Here is a 21896-nt window from a genome sequence, read left to right on the forward strand (position 1 = left end):
CATGAAATCCAATTCCTTTGTCAGCTACTGCTGCCTTTTGTTAGCCTTCGTATGTTCAGGTTGCTACCGTTCATTTACAATTTCGGGGAAATTAGACAATAAACGTTGGTACGGTATGGGGCAAGGGAGCCTTGTCAACGAAGAAAAAATAAAGAATTGCTCACTTCCCAGGTTTGGATTTGGAGCCACAACCGACATTCCGTTTGACTTGACTCGCGCACCTAAACCAACGGGATGCCCCAAAAATTGTCACGCAAAGCAACATTTAGATTTTTTCGTTATTCCTTTGGCAGAAGGCAAATACGACCTAGGGAATCCAGATCCGTGCTTGCCTTCTCTCGACACCAAAGCGAGGCTATTTCATTTCCAAACCAACCCTGACGGAGCCCATATCCTCAAGGGAGAAAGTGTCAGTGTGGTAGATGATTTTAGGGCTGTGGGCAAAAGTTGGATACACATTACAAAATACGACTCGGAAACAGGGGCGTTAAAAGGGAAGTTTGAACTTCATCTTGTCAATAAGCAAGGCAAACAACTCCATTTTAAGAAAGGACGTTTCAAGTTTAAGTTGTAACGTTTTTCTTTTCGTCTTCAAAAAGACGCATGGCGAGAAGGCCCGTTCCCACGGCTCCTCCTGCCCGAAGTGCGGCTGCGATAAATACCGTTTCGGCAATTTCTTCCCGAGTGGCGCCTGCTTCAACGGCATTTTTTATGTGTGACTCAATGCAATAAGCGCATTGCGTAGTGAGGGCTACAGCCACCGACATTAGTTCACGGTACTTGATTGGAATCACACCGTCTTTGCGTTCGGCGGTGTATTTTAAGTTTAAAAATGCGGCGGCTTCTTTTGAAGCGGCATTAATGAGCGTTTCCACGTAGGCGCGGTCTTTCGGCGATTGGTATTCTGTCGTCATTGAGTTGTATAGAAAAGGTAAAATTGATGTACTTAAAAATCGTTTTTTTACTAAAATTACTCTGTTTGTAAAAAGTTTTGGGTTAGCTTTTCAAATCACGTTGCAAACGCTGGTTGGCGGTAAAAACTTACCCCTTTTTACTTATAGGGATATGAAACCTATTCTGTGTGTACTTGCTTTGTTTTGCTGGCTAACAAGTTATGGCCAAAAAGAAAAACCCTTGGGTTCGGCTGTTCAAATCGTCATAAACCCTAGTGTTACGTATCAAACCATCGAGCATTTTGGCGCCTCCGATGCGTGGTCGTGTCAGTTTGTGGGACAGTGGCCCGATGCCAAACGCAATGCCATCGCCGATTTGCTATTTAGCCGTGAATTGTCACCAAACGGACAGCCAAAAGGCATTGGGCTTTCGCTTTGGCGCTTCAACCTTGGGGCTGGAACGACCGAACAAGGCGCCAACAGCGGAATCAAAGACGAATGGCGGCGGGCTGAGTCTTTTTTACGGCCCGACGGTACCTACGATTGGGACAAACAAGCGGGGCAACGCTGGTTTTTAGAAGCAGCCAAACAACGGGGCGTACCTTATTTTTTGGCTTTCCCTAACAGTCCTCCCGTTTCATTTACCACCAATGGCAAAGGCTTCGCTACCAATAAAAACCCCAACCTTAGCCCCGAACGATACAACGATTTTGCCGATTTTATGGCCCAAAGTCTAAAAGGAATTCAAGCAAAAACGGGGGTAAGTTTCAACTACATCAGTCCTGTCAACGAACCACAGTGGGATTGGAGCGATGGAGGCCAAGAAGGAACACCCTTTTATAACCAGCAAATAGCGGGTATTTGTCGTGCCTTAAACAAATCCTTGGTAAACGCTAAGTTATCGACCCAAATCAACGTGGCGGAGGCAGGTCAATTGGAGTTTTTGTATTCTGAGCACGGTCGGGCGGGCAAAGGCAATCAAATTCAAGCATTTTTTGACAAAAACTCTCCCGATTATCTTGGCGATTTGTCCCAACTGACGCGGGCTATTTCGGGGCATAGTTACTTTACGTCTTCGCCCTATGACAAGGCGGTCAACGTTCGTAAACAAGTACTTACCGAACTGAACAAGCAGCAGGAGGTACGTTACTGGATGTCGGAATATTGCATTTTGGGAGACAACGGCGGCGAAATCAATGGCTCAGGAAAAGACCTTGGCATGAGTCCTGCGGTGTACGTAGCAACATTGATTCACAACGACCTGACCCATGCCAACGCGACAGCCTGGCACTGGTGGCTGGCCATTTCGCCCTACAATTACAAAGATGGCTTGATTTACATTGAAAAAAACAAAACTGACGGCCATTTTCAGCCCTCCAAAATGCTGTGGGCGTTGGGTAATTACAGCCGATTTATCCGTCCAGGAGCGGTTCGCGTGGCTGTGACGTTAAGCCAAACCAACCAAGCGTTGTACGCATCGTCTTACAAAAACACCGATGGGCGATTGGTAACGGTCCTTGTCAATGCAAGTGATAATCCAATCGCTATACAACCTAACGTAACTTCCAAAAAACGAAGCCGTTGGGAGGCATTTACGACTTCCGAAAGCGAAGACTTGAACCCAATATCTCTTTCTTCAAACTCATTGATAATCAAAGGAAAAAGCATTGTTACGCTGGTAGAAAAGTAGTCGATTTGCTGATTATTGGGGCACTACGGTTGTTTTTAGCTGACTGTAAGGAGTCAAATGAACTCCCGTTTGGGCACAAAGCGGGGTCTTGGTTTGCCAAGGAACGTTGAAGAATACATAATTCAAGCCATGAACCAAATGAAGGGTAAATTGGGCGCTTTTTCCGTCTTTAGACCACGATAGCCCTTGTTTTTTAGACACTTTTACTTGTCGCTCTTTGGACATTTTTCCTTCTTTTTCGGTCGCGATAATGACGTCGAATGAGTCTGCTTTTATCATGGGTTCAGAAAAATACACCACAAAATTCGCTACCGTATCTGCAAGGTTTTTGTCAGATAAATTAGAGCTTTGGATGACTGGTTTTTGGACATGATTTTGAAGTTTCCCAAGACGTTTGATGAAATTAGGATACAAATCTTGGAGGGTTTGTCCTGCTTTTCGCTTTTGATACATTACCTCTAACTCTTTGTTAAACAAATTACTAGCATAAAACCCTCGCGTCTCGTTTTGCATGGCCCAGTCGAGACTAACTTTCTTTGAAACATTTGGGAAATAATGATGAACGTACAAATTATACACTGCCCATGTCATGTATTCATTGAACGTAGCCAGGCTATCTTTTTCATACCCGCTGCCTGTATCCCAACGTTGGTTTGAAAAGTGGGTTTTGACCAACGATTGGTGCAATTCGGTCATTGGATTGACAAACGCGTGGTCTAGCTCGGTAAACAACATGTGAGTACCCGAAGCAATTTCTTCCAGACTCGCCGTTTGGAGGGTTTTACCCGTGAGAATAAACGATGGAAGGGTAATAAAATCAGTTCCCACTCCTTCGACAACTCGGTGGCAGTTCATCCGTCCGACCAACGGCGACATGACAATCGCGTACGAGCTGAGTGTGGATTGTTTTCCCAATTCTTTTTCTAAAAATTGAAGCATTTCGGGGTACCGCTGCGAAACCAAATAGGCCGAAGCAAGCCCTTCGTAATAAGGAATATGGTTGGTATAAAATTGACGAAAACGAGTGGTTTGTACAAAATCTTCAATCAGCGCCAAATTTTCTTCAAAAGGATTAAATCCCGAATTGGCCGAAAAGGCGATTTTGCGAACAAGATGGTTGGATTCATCGAAAGTAAAAGCGTACGAATCAGTGCGAAAACTGAGGTAGTTTTGCCATTGTTGGCGCGAATAATTGACTTTTGACAACAGAGGATGATGACGATGAGCATCGAAATACGTGCACACTTCTTGGTAATAGGCCGATTGCTGCGATACCTCCCAAGGGTCTGTTTTTCCGTAATCGGTCAGGGCCAAAATAATGTTTGCTAACTCGTACGTTTCCGACAGCCGAACAGGAGAAGCGGCTTGTCCCAAAAGCGTTAAATAGCTCCAAAAGAGCATAACAAGGGTAGCTGATACGTTTTTCATCAGTTTAAATAGAGTTTTTGATAGAAAAGGGAAACTGTTTTTTTGAATGCTCAGAGGTTCAACGCCCTCTTGATAGCATCTTTTTTGCCACGCGACACGGGTACTTGCGAACCATCGGCGAGTTGTAAAAAATCGCCGTATTCTTTTTTCCAACTTTTAATGAAGGATTTATTGACCAAATGCGACTGATGGCAGCGCAAAAAACCATGACTGCTCAGAAGGTCGTCGTATTCGTAAATGGGTTTGCTAACGACCAACGTGGTGCCTTCGTTCAAAAAAAACGTGGTGTAATTGTTGGATGACTCGCAACGAATGATTTCACTGGTTTTGACAAAACGGGTTTCTTGCAAGGTCGAAAGTGCAATTTGTAGCTCTTCTTTTTGGGCTTGAGAGGTGAGCCATTTCATCAAATACCCGATTTGTTGGTTCTGAATTTTTAACTCACGTTGTTTAATCGCTCGTTCAACGGCGACCTGTAATTCACTAATCGCGACGGGTTTGAGCAGGTAATCCACCGCCGAAAAGCGCATCGCTTTGATGGCATATTGGTCGTAAGCAGTCACAAAAATTACCTCAAAATCGTATTCAGTAAGGCTACGAAGCAGTTCAAAACCATCCTGTTGGGGCATTTGAATATCCAGAAAAAGAAGATCAGGTTGATATTTATAAAGGGCTGTTTTGCCCTCTTCGGCATTTTTGGCTACTGCACATACCTCAATTTGTGGGCAGTACGTCGCCAGAAGCGACTTTAAATTGCTCAAGTTGTGAGGCTCGTCGTCGATGAGTACTGCTTTCATACAAACCAGTGGTTAAAAGTGAGGGTCACTTGCGTGCCCCAATCGGCGGGAGTTTCGATTGTGAGCGAAATGGGTTGTGCATGGTTGAGTTGATTCAGCAAGGAGATTCGCTCTTTAGTGAGTTTTAACCCAAAACCCGTTGTTGGTATTTTTGTGTCAAAACCTTGCCCGTTATCCCTAATTATTAAGCACAACACCCCTCCTTTTTGTTGAAATAGAACGCTTATGACCCCTTTTTCCTGCAAAACCGAAATCCCGTGTTTGATGGCATTTTCGACCAAGGGTTGCCAAAGTAAGGGCGGTAAGCTGGTTGCATATACATCCAGTTGTGTATCGACTTCCATAGAATAGCGAAACCCAAACCGTAGCTGTTCCAATTTCAGGTAGGTTTCCATGGTTTGTAGTTCTTGAAAAAGTGAGGTTTCTTCTTGACTAGTTTGGGTCAGCGTTTCGCGCAGTAGTTGGGCAAAATCCGCCAAATAATCATTAGCCCCCTTTAAATTTTGGCGGTTGATGAGCCCTTGAATAGAGCTGAGGGCGTTGAAAATAAAATGAGGATTGAGTTGTGCATACAACGCCTTGAGTTCCAACTGGAGTTTTTGTTTGTGGGCCATCTCTTGTTGAGTCCGTCGCCGCTGACGAATCAACAAATAGATAAAAACGCCCAATCCAACCACCACCATTCCGATGCCTGCAATGACGGTTTTAAACCACCATGTTTGGTACCAATGAGGAGCTACTTCAAAAGCGTATTCAGTAACGTGTTGGGGTTGAACGGCGTAGCGAATCTGAATTTTATACCGCCCTGACGAAAAATCTTTGAGCCAAATAAAACTGTTGTCGTATTCGTTGTCGCTCCACGGCCGAACGATTCTGTCGTTGTGCATGAGCTGGTATTGGACTTGATTTTTGGTATAAATCTCCGCATTTAGGGTAAAAATCAAATGAGCATTGTTGGCAGGTAGCTGAAGATTATCTAACGAGTAATTCACTGCATGTTTTGAAGTAGGGCGAGCCCATGGATATTGAAGTTTTTGCAGAAAAACATCCAGATTCTCGGACGTAAAAATACCCGTTGCCGCAGGCCGTATCGTCTCCCACGCCACGATGCTAGTGGCTGCTATTTTCTTTGCCCCCTTCTTGCGAACATCCACGATTAGGGCATTGCCCAACGATGTTTTATAGCCACCCAAATAGGCCATTTGTGGAAGCGCAGAGCTTTTTATCACTGCCTCGTCCGTCAACTGAGCGATGTTTTGCCACGAAACAAGTAACTGTTGACTGGGGTATTCCATGACGCGAAACTCGAAGTCTTGGGCGTTGTTTTTATTGACGCCATGCAAGAAAAAATGAGCCTTTGAATCGTCAAACGTCGTACGAGCGACGACATTGGACGCACGAATTTTTCGGAACGAAGAATCTTTTTCTAGGGACAGAAAATGCGGACTATTTTCCTGAGTTACCCAAAACGAATTGTTGGTTTTAGGAATCGTTAGTATCAATGCCACCGTTTCTGGTTTGTCCAACGCTCCCTGCGGAAAGCTTTGTGAATACTCTCCCCAATTGATTTGGGCAATAAGACTCGGAGAAATAAGAAGAAAAATAAACCAAAATAAGCACATTGTTTTCATAGCAAGACCTTTGATAGGTCAAATATCTGTCGATTTTTCAACAAACAATTGCTCAATGTGAATTTGGCACGATTGACTGTGAATAAGGAGCTAGAAGTCAATCCACAAGGCAAAAAAAAGGCCCTCGACAAGTTAGTCGAGGGCCTTGTTATACGCTAAGAGCACTACAATTTCACTACTTTCAACAATGCACTTTTTTCAGGCGTGGTCACCTTCATGAAATACATACCCGTTGGCAATTCGCTGACGCCAAACTCTTCTTGATGCGTGTTGGTTTCGGGGACAAATTGGCGGCGTAAAACTTCCCGACCTGTTGCATCCGTCAACGTAGTTTGCACCTCTTGCCCCTTGCTGTTTTGCACCTTCAAGCGCAGGATGTTGGTGACAGGGTTGGGCATGACCGAAGCAAAAGACCCGTTATCGGTTATCTGTTGTTCGTTATCCGACCCTTGCCCTTTGCCATTTGCCCCCTGCCATTTGCTTTTTGCCTCTTCGCTCACTGCTGACTGCTGACTGCTCTCCGCTGTTCTCGCTGCGCCTACCCCTACCCCATCTTTCGATTGGATTCTAAACCAGTACTCTTGGTAGGCAAGAACATTGCCTTGAGGTTTACGAGTCGATGGATAAATACTACCCCAACCTTTTTGATCCCAGTAGCGAACACCCAATTTATATAAACCTTTGGGCAACCCTGCATCGTACACGTTACCTCCTGCGCCATTGCTTTCGTAGAAACCGTAGGCTGGGTGATTTTGCGCGTATAATTCTGTCCAGCCCTCGCGGTTAGCGTACATAAAGTACGGAGCATTGTTCTCATGCGTATTGAAGGAGCGTGGAAGGCCCGTCTCAGGGGTAGCCAGCATATCAAACGTTAACGAACCATCTGTTCCCAAGGCACAAGCATCTACATTGATTGTCCAATAACGGGGAGCTATCTTGTTAACATTTTCTGTAAAAAATAGCGTCGGATTTTGTTGAGTGCTTTGTTCCAACTCAGGGCCACCATCTCGTGTGATAAACTGGTTAACCCAAGCAGCACGGTCGTTGGTTTTCACCGATGATTTTGATTCCCCGATATTAATTAACGTCACAACATAAGCTTTCCAATAAACATCTTTGGTCGCACTCACACCACTTTGGCAACCATTCGATGATACACATCGAACAGAATAACTTTGTTTGGTTATATTGGCAAACGCTACTTTAAAGCTCGGCTCTGTAACACCCGTATTCCAAAGTGCACTGGTTCCTGCAGGGCAGTTAGTTGATATCGTCACTTCTGTTCCTGTACATGCTACATCCGAGCTCACCATGACTACTGGCGGAGTATTGACAGGCGATACCGTATAAGTTACTACATTACTTTTCCCGCTCAAACAACCACCTTCAGCTTGGCAGCGAACATAGTAGGATGCTGTTTCACTTGGCGTTTGGGAAGGAAGGTTAGGTAATGCTGTATTCGTCGTTGCATTGTACCAGATAGAGGTCATTGCTCCGCAGTTTGTAGTACCTGTAAATGCTACTGAGTTCCCACAACCACTCGTCACATTCAAACTAACTACAGGGGTCATTGAATTCATAATTAACCGTAGTCTCATTACTCCCGACTCCGTTTCTACGCACGAACTTGTTCCATCTGATTTGCGGCAACGTACACGGTAATTGTGGTATTGGCCATCCACCAATTGGGTTGGTACAGTTGTACCATACTCACCCCCATCGACTGAGTAAATTAAAACCTCCCCTGCGGCGCATGTGGCATTAAATGTCAGTTCATTTCCTTCTACATTACAGATATCTTTTGTCTCACCAACAGCAACGGTCACACCATCCGCCGCCATAGATACGGCCTGTGGTACCGACGAACGGTAATTAATCTGCAACTCAATTGCACCAGTATAAGTCGTTGGGCAATTAGCATCACATGCTGCTTGGTAGCGGTGGGGTTGGTTATTGGATGATTGGGAAACTGGTACTGTCGCCGACCAAGCACTCCATGCGCCACTACCTACTTGAACACGCCAAACAGTCGACCCCGAACCACAAGTACCCGAAACGTTAAACTGTAAACTATTCACAGGATTCGCATCTATGTCACAGAGTATTTGGCTATTGCCTTCGTTTAAGGTTTGTTGAAGTACTGAGAGCGTTAATACTGGCTTAGTCTGAACAGTAATAGTGCCCGATTCATTAGCCGTTGCGCAAGCATTCCCCGTGGTAGTGATAGAATAGCTAAATGGGTTACCTGCAATTGTCGTAGGCGCACCCGAAATTGTAAGAATCCCTCCGTTGATTGCACTCGTAACACCTGTTGGCAGTCCTGTCACTGTTGCGCCTGTTGCACCTCCACTCAAGACATACGTTATCGGAACAATGGCAGAATTGATACAAGCAATCTGCGTTTCTGTTGTTGGGGAAGAAGTTAATACGATGCTATGGGCCGCATTTACTGTCAATGTACCCGTTTTGGTCGTAGGTGTACAAACACTACCAGTAGTTGTAATAGTGTAGCCAAATGGGCTACCAGTAGCCGTAGTAGGCGAACCACTAATTGTAAGTACTCCCGCATTGACAGTGCTTGTCACACCTGACGGCAAGCCGACAACTGTCGCCCCCGTAGCTCCCCCCCCGAGTGTATATACGATTGAGGTAATGGCCGTATTGACGCATAGCGTCTGAGCCTCCGTCGCGCTAGGAGAGGTAAGGGTAATTGTTTGAGCGTTTCCAACCGTAATCGTCCCCGACTCAGTAGCTACCGTACACGTATTGCCTGTGGTAGTAATATTATAGTTAAATGGACTGCCTACTGCCGTGGTAGGTGAGCCACTTATCGTCAATACACCCGCATTTACTAAATATGTGACGCCGCTAGGTAAACCAGTGACCGTGGCGTTTGTCGCGCCACCTCCCAACGAATACGTAATGGGAGTAATAGCTGTATTAACACAAACTGCTTGGGTTTTTGTTGAAGCGACTGATGTTAACGTTATGCTGTGCACTAAGTTAACTGTGATAGTTCCCGACTCTGTGGCTGCTGTACAGGAACTACCTGAAGTGGTGATGTTATAATTAAATGGGCTACCTGCTGCCGTGGTAGGTGAGCCACTTATGGTCAATACACCCGCATTTACTGAATATGTGACGCCGCTAGGTAAACCAGTGACCGTGGCATTTGTCGCGCCACCTCCCAACGAATATGTAATGGAAGTAATAGCCGTATTGGTACAGACTGTTTGGGTTTCTGTTGAAGCTACTGACGTGAGCGTTATGCTATGCGTTGTGTTCACTGCAATAGTCCCCGACTCAGTAGCTACCGTACACGCATTGCCCGTGGTAGTAATATTATAATTAAATGGACTGCCTACTACCGTGGTAGGTGAGCCACTTATAGTCAATACACCCGCATTTACTGAATATGTGACGCCGCTAGGTAAACCAGTGACCGTGGCATTTGTCGCACCACCTCCCAACGAATACGTAATGGGAGTAATAGCTGTATTGGTACATACCGTTTGGGTTTCTGTTGAAGCAACTGACGTGAGCGTTATGCTGTGCGTTGGAGTAATCGTAAACGTTACTGGTGTTCGACATTCTGACAACAATGGACTCGCCGCATAAAAAGTTGTGACGCCCGCGCTCGCTGTGTTGGCAATTCCAGAACCCGACACACCTACTGGATTAAAAACATTTCCTGTTGCCAATGGCGCTCCCCCTGAGGCGTTTAAGTACCATTGCGTAGGCCCTGTTGAAAATACAGCAGGAGTGGACTGTAATATAAATAGTCCTGGATCTAAATTGTAATATGAGGCAACTACTAAAACGTAGGTGGTTCCAGCAGTGAGGGTATGCGTAAATTGTGACCGATAATTTCCTCCAGAATAGTCGATATCATCATCTCCACGTAAAAAATTGGTAGCGGGTGCTGCTGGATTAAAGGAGCTTTCGTATAATGAAAGATACGTATCACTATTATAAACCCCAGCATAGGTAACCTCAAAAGTAACAGCCTCAGTATTGGGTGCTACAAAAGTGATTGTTTTATAGTGAGACTGCGACCCAGGCTCAGCAGTATATACGGTGGTATTGTCATTCCTTCCTCTTACATAGGTATCATTTATAGAAAGAAGTCCACTAACAGAATTAACCAATACAGCAGGAGAAACCAGTCCCTCCCCTGATGGAACAGCGGTATTTTGACAAACACTGTAAGCTGGTACCGTTGCTGCCACAGTAGGAGTCACTATCACATTTACATCTTGGGTAATAACATTGCCTGGGCAGGTAGCTGGGTTTAATGTAAAACGGTATTTGACGGTTACAGGCAAAGAAGAGGTATTGACCAAAGTTTCACTCACAGCTGCAGAGTTCCCCGACCCTGCGGTATTACTAATACCAGATACGGCATCACGCGTCCAGCTAAAAGTTGTTCCACTTGTAGGTGTAGTTGCTGTATAATTAAAAGGCTGATTAGAACAAACAGTAAGTGCAACGGGGGAGTTTAGTGATGCTCCAGAGATTGGAGTAAAATCTTCAGTTACAATTCGGTCGTTGGTCGATACCCCCGTAGAAGCCAAGGCACCTAAGCCACGGCGTGCAAATGCTCTTCCGATCGCACAGCGGTAACGCCCGCCAAACAATAGCCCATCGGCAGCCAAAATAGCATCACGCGCTTGTACAAAACTAGGACTACAAGGCTGTAAACGCAACCCTTCATTTACCAATTTAAGCGCAGCAATATTCCCTTTCATATCCATTACATTGGATGGCGTCGAGTAAATATTGTTCACTATTTGAGCATCTTGGAGGATAATCTCCCACGTCATATCCCAAAGCATCGTAGCCCATATCGAGCCAATACCGTGAGGCAAAGAAAATGTGGCGGTATTACCCACGCCTGCGTAGGTCACAGCACTGTTGACTGTATTGGTATTTTGGTTAAAATAAGCATATCGATAAGGGCGAATACCTCCTCCGTTTGTAGCTTGTTTAATAGCGTAGGTACCAACACCCCGAGGAATGTTTCCGCTTGCTTCAGTCGGTGTTAGTGATGCCCAGTCGGTCGTCAGCATCAACATTAAATAATCGCTCCAACCTTCTCCTCCTTGCTCTGCATTTCGAAGGCAGGACGAATTATTGGGTCCTCCTGTAAGACGAGTTGACCAACCGTGCCCATACTCGTGAGCAATGATTCCGTTATCAAAATCGCCATCTGGCTGATAACTTCCCGAATTAGTCCACAGGTACATCTGCATTCGGCCATTAAGTCCATCGATTGGCGTAAAGAAATTGGCATTATTGGTTCCACCTCCATCTTGCGCATCGGCAAAAACATAATCATTTCCGTTCCCACCTCGCCCTTGGTTGGTATTTTGAAAGTTACCACTAGGTTCGTCAAAACCATATTTCCACAGAACATCGTGAATAAGGTTATTCCAATAAAATAAATTGGTGATAGCGGCATCTCTGTTAGCGGCTGCTGTACTTAGTCCTTGTGTATAAGGATAGTTAAAATCTAATGTAGATGATGTGGGGCTATATCCAGTACCGTTATTATTGTTAGCATCCTCTTGCGCCCAAACGTTATTCCCTCTGGTTGTTGTATAACTTGTAGTTCCATCAAAATGCCACCCATTGGTTGCGCCAGGGCCAGTTCCTAAGGGCACAAACTTGTCGTATGGAGAAGCTACAAGGCTACGGCTTCCAAAAGTAGGAGCCTCTAATGGGTAATCAAAAACATTATAGGTATTATCAGGTGCCAGTGTTGCTTTGGGAGTAAGAACAGCATTAGTTCCTACAGAGGATCCGTGTTCTAAAGAACAATCGTGAGGAGCACCCGACCGATGTACCATCCCAAAACTACAGTGAATCACTTCATCTACTTTACGTATGGTTTCGCCCGTGTGCGCATCAATGTGCATGCTCCAACCATTTTGCTGGTCTTTGGTCAAAAACTGCACATTCCACGTTAACGCTACTTTTACATGTGGCTTTCCATCTTCAAGTACTTCGTAAGGAAACCAGTATTTTTTTACGACAATGTTCTCATCTGAAATACTTGCAGCTTGATAGACTATTTTCCCTGACGTACCATCAGCAAGTGGCGTATTACTAATTTCTCTGATTTGGATTGGGGTATTTATGGGTAAATTGGCCTCTAGGGCAGCCTTTTGCAACGCTTGTATCGGAGATACTGAAATTGGAGCTTGGTTAACCAATGCTTCTATGTTAGGAACAAAACTGCCCGTCGTGTGTTGGACTTGTCCATCCTTAACAACCAAACTCAACAAACTATTATAAACCTCAACCGATTCAAAGGTTTGGTTAAAATAGATATGATACCAACCAGTCGTAGGCGATAAATAGGCACTCGACACGGTCATTCTGTCAATATCTTGCTTTAATAGCTTGTGTTTTGTAGCATTTTCAGTGAGATACTGAGTAGCCGTTTGTATTTCATTTTGAGCTTGTGTAGCCCAAGAAATACAAGTAAAAAGGGCTAAAAAAAACAGTTTAGGCAAGAAAGCTTGCATTTTTTGGAAGGAAATATGCTTCATACAAGACTGGTTAAGTTGTTTATGTATAGTTTTTCATGAAACCAAGAACAATAACAACATTTTAGTCTAAGAAAACAAAATCAAATACCATTACTACAAAATTATTTATCATTTTGGTACCTTATTCTACTTTTTCAATAAAATACTACTTAAATTGGTTACTTAGCCATTAATCCACAAGGCAAAAAAAGCCCTCGACAAATTAGTCGAGGGCCTTGTTATACGCTAAGAGTACTACAATTTCACTACTTTCAACAATGCACTATTTTCAGGCGTGGTCACCTTCATGAAATACATACCCGTTGGCAATTCGCTGACGCCAAACTCTTCTTGATGCGTGTTGGTTTCAGGCACAAATTGGCGGCGTAAAACTTCCCGACCTGTTGCATCCGTCAACGTAGTTTGCACCACTTGCCCCTTTCTGTTTTGCACCTTCAGGCGCAGGATGTTGGTGACAGGATTGGGCATGACCGAAGCAAAAGACCCGTTATCGGTTAGCTGTTGTTCGTTATCCGACCCCTGCCCTTTGCCATTTGCCCCTTGCCATTTACCTATTGCCTCTTGCCCTTTGCCATTTGCCCCTTGCCCACCGCTCTCCACTGTTCTCGCTGCGCCTACTCCTACCCCATCTTTCGACTGGATTCTAAACCAGTATTCGTGGTAAGCAAGTACATTGCCTTGGGGTTTGCGCGTTGCGGGGTAAAGGCCAAGCCCTTTTTGATCCCAGTAGCGAACGCTCAATTTATACAGTCCTTTAGGCAAACCTGCATCATAGACATTGCCTCCTGCCCCATTATCTAGGTAAAAACCGAAAGCGGGGTGGTTGGGAGAATACAATTCCGTCCAGCCCTCGCGGTTGGCATACATAAAATATGGTGCGGTATTTTCGTGGGTGTTATACGACTGAATCACCCCTGTTTCGGGCGTCGTTGACAGGTCAAAAGTCAAAGAACCCTCAGTACCTAATGCACATGCATCGGCGTTGACCGTCCAATAACGCGGAGCCGTTTTGTTGGGGTTTTCGACAAAATATAAAGTTGGGTTTTGCTGCGCACTTGCTACCAAGTCGGGGCCACCGTCGCGGGTTAAAAACTGCAATTCCCACTCGCTGCGGTTGTTGGTTGACTTTGTTGCCGACTTGCTTTGACCTACGTTGATTAAGGTTACCACAAACGCATCCCAATATACATTTTTGTGAATACTCTCTAAACTTTGGCAACCGCCCTCAAAAAGGCACTTCGCCCAATAGGTTTGTTTGGTGATGTTGTTGAACGACACCTCAAAGCTTGGCGTGGTTACGCCTGTGTTCCAAAATGTGGTGCTTCCTGCGGGGCAGTTGGCCGACACTTTCACCGTCGTCCCTGTACATACAACCTCCTGACTCGCAGTAATTACTGGCGCAATGTGCGTGGGAATGAGCGTAAACGTCACGACGTTGCTCTTTGCGCTCACGCAACCATTATCCGTCTGACAACGGGCGTAGTAAGACGTCGTTGCAGTAGGAACGGTGCTTGGTAAACTCGGCAATGCCACATTGGTGGTGGCATTGTACCAAATCGTTCTTAAACTTCCACAGGTCGATTGACCGCTAAAACTTGCAGCAGGATTACAGCTCCGTTCTGGCGACAAGCTGACCGTAGGAGCCGAAGGGATGGCTACTAATTTTAGACGCATAACACCCGATTCGCTCTCTATACAGGAAGGTGTTCCGTCGGATTTTCGGCAACGCACGCGGTAATTGTGAAACTGATTGTCAACCAGGGCTACGGGAATACCCGCACTATATTCCCCCCCATCCACCGAATGAAGCACTATTTCTCCCACGGCACAGGTTGCATTAAATGTCAACGGAGTTCCACTCGACAGGCTACATACTTCTTTGATTTCACCCACCGCCACATTGACGCCATCTACTGACAAAGATACATTTTGGGGAACAGAAGCGCGGTAATTGACCGTCAGTTTTGCACTACCACTTTGCGATTGACTGCATCCGTTTCCATCCGAGACCGATTCTAATGTGTATGTAAAGAATCCTGCCACCTGCGTAGAAGGAGCGAGTGTCGCTACGGCACTCGTGCTCTCAAGGTACAACACACTTCCACCATTGATGCGATAACCAAAACGATAAGGTGCGCTACCATTGCTGGCGGTAAAGGTCAGTACGGGCGCCGAACTTTGTTGGCAAACTTCACTCCCACCCGCTAAGGTAGCCGTAGGAGGGATTTTGGCCGTAATGACCTTAGATGACATAGCCGAAGCTGTACACCCCAATGAGGTAATCGAAAAGTTACTGTACGTACCCGCCAATAATCCTCCTAGTGAAAAAGCGCCGCCCGCCACTTTCACAGGTTGGGGACTTGTGGTTGCTCCCGCACTTGACGTAAAGTTTAACGTATAATCACCATTGGCCAAATTGGTCGTAAAAGCAATGCTTCCCACTGGACTTGTGCAAGTGGTTGGATTGGTTACCGCCCCTGCCATTAGGGTGGACGTACAGCCTTCGACCGCCAAAGTAAAACTTGTTTCAGTATATTCTTCGCAGTTGTCGTATATTTTCACCGTAATGGTGTGTACGCCCAGTGGAGCGGCATTGCTCACTGAAAGCACCGCAGTAGTAGGGTCAATGGAGATGTCTCCCGTAAAAGTACCTTTGTCTTCAATCGTTAGTCCTCCGTAGCTGCCATTGTCGGCAGGGCCAGTAGCGGGGTTAATCGTTGTTGCACCTGCGACACTGACTGTGCTGTTAGCGTAACTCAGGGTTGGAAGCGAATTTGCCGTCACATTCACAATCAAATTGGCCGTTGCGGTTCCTCCATTCTCATCTTTTACGGTCAAAACCACCGTATTTTCTCCACTATTGGTATAACACCCCGCCGACACCATCGCACTGATAACGCCATTGGTATTGGTAATATTCGACACCGAAATACCCGTTGGAACGGTCGTAGCCGTTACGGTCAAGCTTCCTTTTGCCGTCTCTGTATCATCTACGTTGGCAATCGTCGATACCGTTTCCGGACTACCTTGTTGGCGGCTGATTACTGTCCCTTTAATGGTCGGATTGGTATTGGTAACGGTCAAGGTAAACGTCGTTGTATTGGTTACTTCACAGTTATCCATAATTCTTACCGTAATGGTATGCGTTCCCAAAGGAGCGGCATTGCTGATGGATATTTCTCCTGTATTTGAATCAACGTCGATATCGCCCGTATAGCCATCTACATCCGTGATTATAATAGCACCAAACTCCCCATTGTCCGAAGGGCCTGACGCAGGATTAACAGTCAGTCCACCCATCGTATTGACCGTTTGATTACCATAAGTAATGGTGGGAAGCGAATTTGCAGTCACATTCACGATCAAATTGGCCGTTGCGGTTCCTCCATTTTCATCTGTCACCTTTAATTCGACCGTATTATTCCCAATTGCCGCAAAACAACTTGCCCGCACGTTGGCATTGATTGTCCCATTCACATTGGTAATCCCTGAAATACTTATCCCAGAAGGAAGCGGTGTTGTTGCGGTCACGCTGAGGCTTCCCGCTGCTGTTTCAACGTCATTAACAGTTGCAATGGTCGCATTGAGTCCCGTCAAAGTCCCCTGTTGGCGGCTAATTGTTGCCCCTAAAATGGTGGGTTTGGTATTAGTAACGGTCAAGGTAAACGTCGTTGTATTGGTTACTTCACAGTTATCCATAATTCTTACCGTAATGGTATGCGTTCCCAAAGGAGCGGCATTGCTGATGGATATTTCTCCTGTATTTGAATCAACGTCGATATCGCCCGTATAGCCATCTACATCCGTGATTGTAATAGCACCAAACTCCCCATTGTCCGAAGGGCCTGACGCAGGATTAACAGTCAGTCCACCCATCATATTGACCGTTTGATTACCATAAGTAATGGTGGGAAGCGAATTTGCAGTCACATTCACGATCAAATTGGCCGTTGCGGTTCCTCCATTTTCATCTGTCACCTTTAATTCGACCGTATTATTCCCAATTGCCGCAAAACAACTTGCCCGCACGTTGGCATTGATCGTCCCATTCACATTGGTAATCCCTGAAATACTTATCCCAGAAGGGAGCGGTGTTGTTGCGGTCACGCTGAGGCTTCCCGCTGCTGTTTCAACGTCATTAACAGTTGCAATGGTCGCATTGAGTCCCGTCAAAGTCCCCTGTTGGCGGCTGATTGTTGCCCCTAAAATGGTAGGTTTGGTATTGGTAACGGTCAATTCAAACGTAGCGGTTTCTTCAAATTCGCAAGCTTCAGAAATTTTCATCGTGATTTGGTGCGTACCTACGGGAGCGGCATTCGTAATGGTAATCACGCCCGTAACTGGGTCCACAGCAATATCGCCCGTGAACGTCCCTTGGTTATCAACTCCTACCGTAAAATCATTTGAGTTGTCAGACGGGCCAGCGGTTGGATTAATCGTGAGGCTTCCTCCGCCATTGACCGATGCCGTGGCGGCGTAGGCTAATACGGGCATGGTGTTGGCGGTGACATTGATGGTCAACACATCGGTAGCCGATGCACCTTCGGGGTCTTTGACGGTAAGCGTTACGCTATACGACCCCGCAGACACATAACAGCCCACACTCACGAGTGCCGTGACCGTTCCATCCGAATTCTCAATGTTGGTCAGAGTTATGTTAGCAGGTAGGTTAGAAGCCGTTATTTCTAAATTGTCCGATTCGCCATCGAGTGCCGTGGCAATCTCTTTTTCAATTCCCCCACTTCCTCCAGGTACCGAAATGGTTTTGGCCGTAATGGTAGGCGGCGTATTAACTTTTGATGCTTTTACAGGAGACGCAACCACGCTTCCTAATCCCAAAATGAAGGGCACTATCCATCCAAAAATGGTGCTTTTGTATATAAAGTTTTTCATGTGTTTTAATTTGCCAGTAAAGATAAATGGCTACCTCAAAACAGGCTTAACACATATTCGGCATTTATTAACACATATTCAGCATTTGGTTTTAAATGGGCAAAAAACGGCTTTTTCACCTCATCCAACCTCTAAAACAGCCCTATCACTTACTCCTCCTGAGTCAAAAACTCACTGGGAAGTTTTCCGTATTTTTCTTTAAACATTTTGGTAAAATAAGACAGATTCGTAAACCCTACTTCATACACTATTTCCGAAATTGTTGCCTCGTTTTGAGATAATAAATCTGCCGCCCGCTGCAAACGAAAATCTCGAATGTATTCGTTGATGGTCTGGTTGGTGAGCGCTTTCAGTTTTCTGAGCAACTGACTTTGGCTCATTCCCATTTCTTTGGCACAAAGCTCGGCCGTAAACTCGGAATCGCTCATGCGTTGTTCTACAAGCGCGTAGAGTTTACGTAAAAAACCTCGTTCTTTTGAGGCTTCTTCGGTTTCCGTTACAGGCTTTTCTGTGCCAACCGCCGCGCTAAAATACGTTCTCAGGCGGGCTTGTTTTTCCAATAACGTTTGAACCCGCACCCGCACTTCTTCCGATTGAAAGGGCTTCAACAAGTAATCGTCGGCGCCTAATTCCCAGCTTTCAATTCTACTTTCGGGATTGGCCTTGGCCGATAGCATAATGATGGGAATATGGCTCGTTTTTTCGTCTAATTTAAGTCGTTTACAAAATTCAAAGCCGTCCATTTCGGGCATCATCAAATCGCTGATAATGATGTCTGGGGTCATTTCAAGGGCTTTTTCGATGCCAATTTTTCCATTTTCAGCCTCCACAACCCAATAATCTTTCGCAAAAATCGACCGAATGTACTGACGAATATCGGCGTTGTCATCCACCACCAACAGCCGTAAATCTACGTCATTCTTAAGGCTTGTTTTTTCTATTTTATTTTCAACACTAGGCCACTCCAACGGCGATGGTGGGTACTCCCCCTCGATAGAAACATCATCCCTATACGTAACGGGAAGCTCAATCCTAAACGTAGAGCCTTCTCCTTCTTTACTTTGCACTTGTATGGTTCCGTTGAGGGCATTGACCAACTCTTTTACCAACGCCAGCCCAACGCCCGTCCCTTCGTATTTGGCGTGATTTGGGCGCTCCACTTGGTAAAAGCGATTAAAAATTTGCGCTAATTTATCATTGGGAATCCCCACACCTTCGTCTTTCACACTAACAATCAAGCGATTATTCAACACGGCATAGTCCACACTTACTTCTACTTTTTTCCCAGCATCGGTAAATTTAAAGGCATTAGAAAGCAGGTTTGTGACAATTTTCTCCAGTTTATCTTGGTCCACTTCCCCCACAACCTCCTCCTGACTTTGGTGAAATGTAAATCTAATTTTCTTGCTTTCGGCCAACGACTGGTAAGCACTGAAGAGCGTTTTTAGGTACGTATCTAACCGCAGTGGCCTGAGCGTAACCTGTAGCTGTCCCGCTTCAAGTTTGCTCAAATCGAGCAGTTGATTGATAAGCACAAGAAGGCGCTGGGCATTGCGACTCACAATTTCATACACCTGATTTTGAGGGCTTTGACGCCGCAAGTCTTCCATATAGCCACCAATGAGGGTCAATGGGGTACGAAGTTCATGCGAGATATTGACAAAAAAATTGGTTTTAAGCTCATCAAGTTCTTGGAGCTGATTGGTTTGGATTTTTTTGAAGTACAACTCTTTTTTAATGGTAAGCTGTTCCTCTTCGTAAGTCCGAATAATTCGCCCCAAATAAAGCCCAAAAAACAACAATTCTAGGACAAAAAATAACAACGCTACCTCAAAAAGTCCCGCCCATTGTAATCCCCCCAATAAACGCGTTAGAACGAGCGAATAGCTCGCCACGCCGAGTAAAAGTGGCACTCCGTACGACCAATTGATTCGGAAACGGCGATAACACGCCACAGCAATAATGCCCAACAACACATACTGACTGCCCAGGTTTAAAAACACCGCTCCTTTTAGCCAATACCACTGATAATCAAGCAAAATCAACAAAGCAAACAGCACCGTTAAACCCAAAACAACGCGAAGAAGATAGACCACGTACGACGGAAACGAACGAATATCGACCACCGAGCGAATGGCAAACGTGTAGCCAATGGGAGACAGAAATATGACAACGTTATTGGCAATGGTGGCCCAGTAAGGCTGGGTTGTCAGCCACCCACCAAGCACGCCAATCATGCCCCAAAAAGAAAACGTACGAATAAAAATAAAAGCCGAATAACGCTTAAACGACAGGTCTTTAATGACAAACAAGGCCAAAATAAAGGTGTAAATAAGCCGAATTAACAGGCTTCCATCGAGTATGCTCCAGCGTTGAATGGAACTGTATTTCGTGCGTTCGAGGGCATCGGTGGGCAAAAGCACAAGGCGTGAAAAAATACCCCGTTTATTAACTACTTTGAGGTAAAGTGTCTGGGTTTGATGCGGTGCAAAAGAAAGCGTGAGCGAAGGCGTATTTTCAAAGATATAAATGTGATGTTTTTCTCGAAAACTTCCTTTTTCAAAACGGGTAAACCTGCCATTCGGGGTTGCTTGAACGTAAAAATCAATGCGTTCAGTCAACGGGTTTTCCCATCGTACAACCCACTTTTGCGGTTCAGCCGTCGCATTTTTCAACTTACATTTTATCCAAAAAGTATGATTAGAAAAAGGGATTAAAATATGCTTACTCTTATTTTGGACAAATAAACGTTCTTGGATTTGTTCAAACGACCAGCTCGACAACTTATCTTCTACAATCCCGACACGAGAACTGGCATCTATTTCGTCTTTTTTAGGGTCAAGAAACACTTCTTGGGCATTTGCCCACACCCCAATCAAGAATAAATAACAAAAAAATAAGCCTTTCATTCCGTAATTTTAACCTCTGACCCCAGTTGTATTTGCTCAAAAATCCCCTAAAAATACAACAAAAAAGGGCAAGAACGATGCCGTCTTGCCCTTTTCAAAAATACAGAAATTGTACTTACTTTATTTTCACTACTTTAAGTACCTGTTGTTTTAACTCTGAACGCACATGGAGGAAATAAGCACCATTGGGCAAATCGCTTATTTCGTATTCTTCCAAATGGCTTAGGGTTTCCGCTACAAACGTCCGACGCAATACCCGCCGCCCCGTAGCGTCCAAAAGTTCCGCTTGTACCTCTCGCCCTTTGCTGTCTTGTACTTGCAAGCGAAGCGTGTTGGTGACGGGGTTCGGGAGAACGGTGGCGAAGACGCCGTTATCAATTACCTGTTTTCCGCTATCCGACCCTTGCCATTTGCCCCTTGCCTCTTGCCCTTCGCCATTTGCCCCTTGCCATTTGCTTTTTGCCTCTTCACTATCCGCTGTCCTCGCTGCTCCTACACCTACCCCATCTCGCGATTGAATGCGGAACCAGTATTCTTGATAAGCCAACACGTTGCCTTGCGGCTTGCGCGTTGCGGGGTAAATACTGCCCCAGCCCTTCATGTCCCAATAACGAATACTCAATTTGTACAACCCTTTGGGCAAACCTGTGTCGTATGAATTTCCGCCCGCGCCGTTGTCTTGATAGAATCCGTAGGCAGGGTGGTTTTGAGCATATAGCTCCGTCCAGCCTTCGCGGTTGGCGTACATGAAGTACGGTGCGTTGTTCTCGTGCGTGTTGAACGAACGTATCACGCCCATTTCTGGCGTCGCCAACATATCAAAGGTCAATGAGCCATCAGTGCTTAATCCGCACGCTTCTACGTTGATGGTCCAGTAGCGAGGGGCCATTTTGTTGGCGTTTTCTACGTAAAATAACGTCGGATTCACCTGCGTACTTTGCTCCAATTCGGGACCACCGTCGCGGGTGATGAATTGACTACTCCACAATGATTTGTCATTGGCTGATTTTATCGCCGACTTACTTTCGCCGATGTTTATCAACGTCACCACAAACGCATTCCAATAAATATCCTTGCGAATACTTTCAGCACTTTGGCAAC

Annotated in this window: 10 protein-coding genes; 2 read left to right on the top strand and 8 right to left on the bottom strand. The window is 45.4% G+C overall.

The genetic code is table 11. The annotated features are described in order from the left end of the window. Position 1 precedes the first annotated feature (1 nt). A complete protein-coding gene (locus tag AC23N5_RS29255; protein ID WP_487758239.1) occupies positions 2-574 on the top strand; it encodes a hypothetical protein in 573 nt (190 codons plus the stop codon). Here the strand turns inward: AC23N5_RS29255 and AC23N5_RS29260 are convergent. Beyond that, on the bottom strand, positions 564-914 hold the full coding sequence (locus AC23N5_RS29260) for a carboxymuconolactone decarboxylase family protein (RefSeq protein WP_122931428.1): 351 nt from the start codon (positions 912-914) through the stop codon (positions 564-566). The genes AC23N5_RS29255 and AC23N5_RS29260 overlap by 11 nt on opposite strands. 151 nt (positions 915-1065) lie before the next feature. Here AC23N5_RS29260 and AC23N5_RS29265 point away from each other — a divergent pair, with 151 nt between their 5' ends. Beyond that, the gene (locus AC23N5_RS29265; RefSeq protein WP_487758240.1) at positions 1066-2583 is read left to right on the top strand and encodes a glycoside hydrolase family 30 protein; all 1518 of its coding nucleotides are present in this window, start codon (positions 1066-1068) and stop codon (positions 2581-2583) included. A gap of 12 nt (positions 2584-2595) precedes the next feature. Here AC23N5_RS29265 and AC23N5_RS29270 read toward each other — a convergent pair whose 3' ends face one another. The 7 genes from AC23N5_RS29270 to AC23N5_RS29300 all read right to left on the bottom strand — a co-directional run. Then, positions 2596-4011 (bottom strand): DUF4932 domain-containing protein, encoded by a 1416-nt coding sequence (locus AC23N5_RS29270; RefSeq protein ID WP_487758241.1) that lies wholly within the window; start codon positions 4009-4011, stop codon positions 2596-2598. A 50-nt stretch (positions 4012-4061) separates the two neighbouring features. Beyond that, the gene (locus AC23N5_RS29275) at positions 4062-4808 is read right to left on the bottom strand and encodes a LytR/AlgR family response regulator transcription factor (RefSeq protein ID WP_487758242.1); all 747 of its coding nucleotides are present in this window, start codon (positions 4806-4808) and stop codon (positions 4062-4064) included. Further along, on the bottom strand, positions 4805-6430 hold the full coding sequence (locus AC23N5_RS29280) for a sensor histidine kinase (RefSeq protein ID WP_487758243.1): 1626 nt from the start codon (positions 6428-6430) through the stop codon (positions 4805-4807). Before AC23N5_RS29280 ends, AC23N5_RS29275 begins: the two co-directional genes overlap by 4 nt. Before the next feature lie 173 nt (positions 6431-6603). Then, on the bottom strand, positions 6604-12993 hold the full coding sequence (locus AC23N5_RS29285) for a M36 family metallopeptidase (RefSeq protein ID WP_487758244.1): 6390 nt from the start codon (positions 12991-12993) through the stop codon (positions 6604-6606). Positions 12994-13227: 234 nt separating this feature from the next. Next, positions 13228-17886, bottom strand: coding sequence for a T9SS type A sorting domain-containing protein (locus AC23N5_RS29290; RefSeq protein WP_487758245.1), 4659 nt, complete (start codon positions 17884-17886; stop codon positions 13228-13230). 149 nt (positions 17887-18035) lie between these two features. Further along, positions 18036-20795, bottom strand: a complete 2760-nt coding sequence (locus tag AC23N5_RS29295; protein ID WP_487758246.1) for an ATP-binding protein — start codon at positions 20793-20795, stop codon at positions 18036-18038. Positions 20796-20910: 115 nt separating this feature from the next. Then, a partial coding sequence (locus tag AC23N5_RS29300; protein ID WP_487758247.1) for a T9SS type A sorting domain-containing protein occupies positions 20911-21896 on the bottom strand: 986 nt, incomplete at its 5' end.

Source organism: Runella sp. R5_40 (assembly GCF_057652295.1).

What these genes read in the sequence shown, in the direction of transcription:
- AC23N5_RS29255 (WP_487758239.1), top strand. Translation starts at nt 2, where the DNA reads ATGAAATCCAATTCCTTTGTCAGCTACTGCTGCCTTTTGTTAGCCTTC.
- AC23N5_RS29260 (WP_122931428.1), bottom strand. Translation starts at nt 914, where the DNA reads ATGACGACAGAATACCAATCGCCGAAAGACCGCGCCTACGTGGAAACG.
- AC23N5_RS29265 (WP_487758240.1), top strand. Translation starts at nt 1,066, where the DNA reads ATGAAACCTATTCTGTGTGTACTTGCTTTGTTTTGCTGGCTAACAAGT.
- AC23N5_RS29270 (WP_487758241.1), bottom strand. Translation starts at nt 4,011, where the DNA reads ATGAAAAACGTATCAGCTACCCTTGTTATGCTCTTTTGGAGCTATTTA.
- AC23N5_RS29275 (WP_487758242.1), bottom strand. Translation starts at nt 4,808, where the DNA reads ATGAAAGCAGTACTCATCGACGACGAGCCTCACAACTTGAGCAATTTA.
- AC23N5_RS29280 (WP_487758243.1), bottom strand. Translation starts at nt 6,430, where the DNA reads ATGTGCTTATTTTGGTTTATTTTTCTTCTTATTTCTCCGAGTCTTATT.
- AC23N5_RS29285 (WP_487758244.1), bottom strand. Translation starts at nt 12,993, where the DNA reads ATGAAGCATATTTCCTTCCAAAAAATGCAAGCTTTCTTGCCTAAACTG.
- AC23N5_RS29290 (WP_487758245.1), bottom strand. Translation starts at nt 17,886, where the DNA reads ATGAAAAACTTTATATACAAAAGCACCATTTTTGGATGGATAGTGCCC.
- AC23N5_RS29295 (WP_487758246.1), bottom strand. Translation starts at nt 20,795, where the DNA reads ATGAAAGGCTTATTTTTTTGTTATTTATTCTTGATTGGGGTGTGGGCA.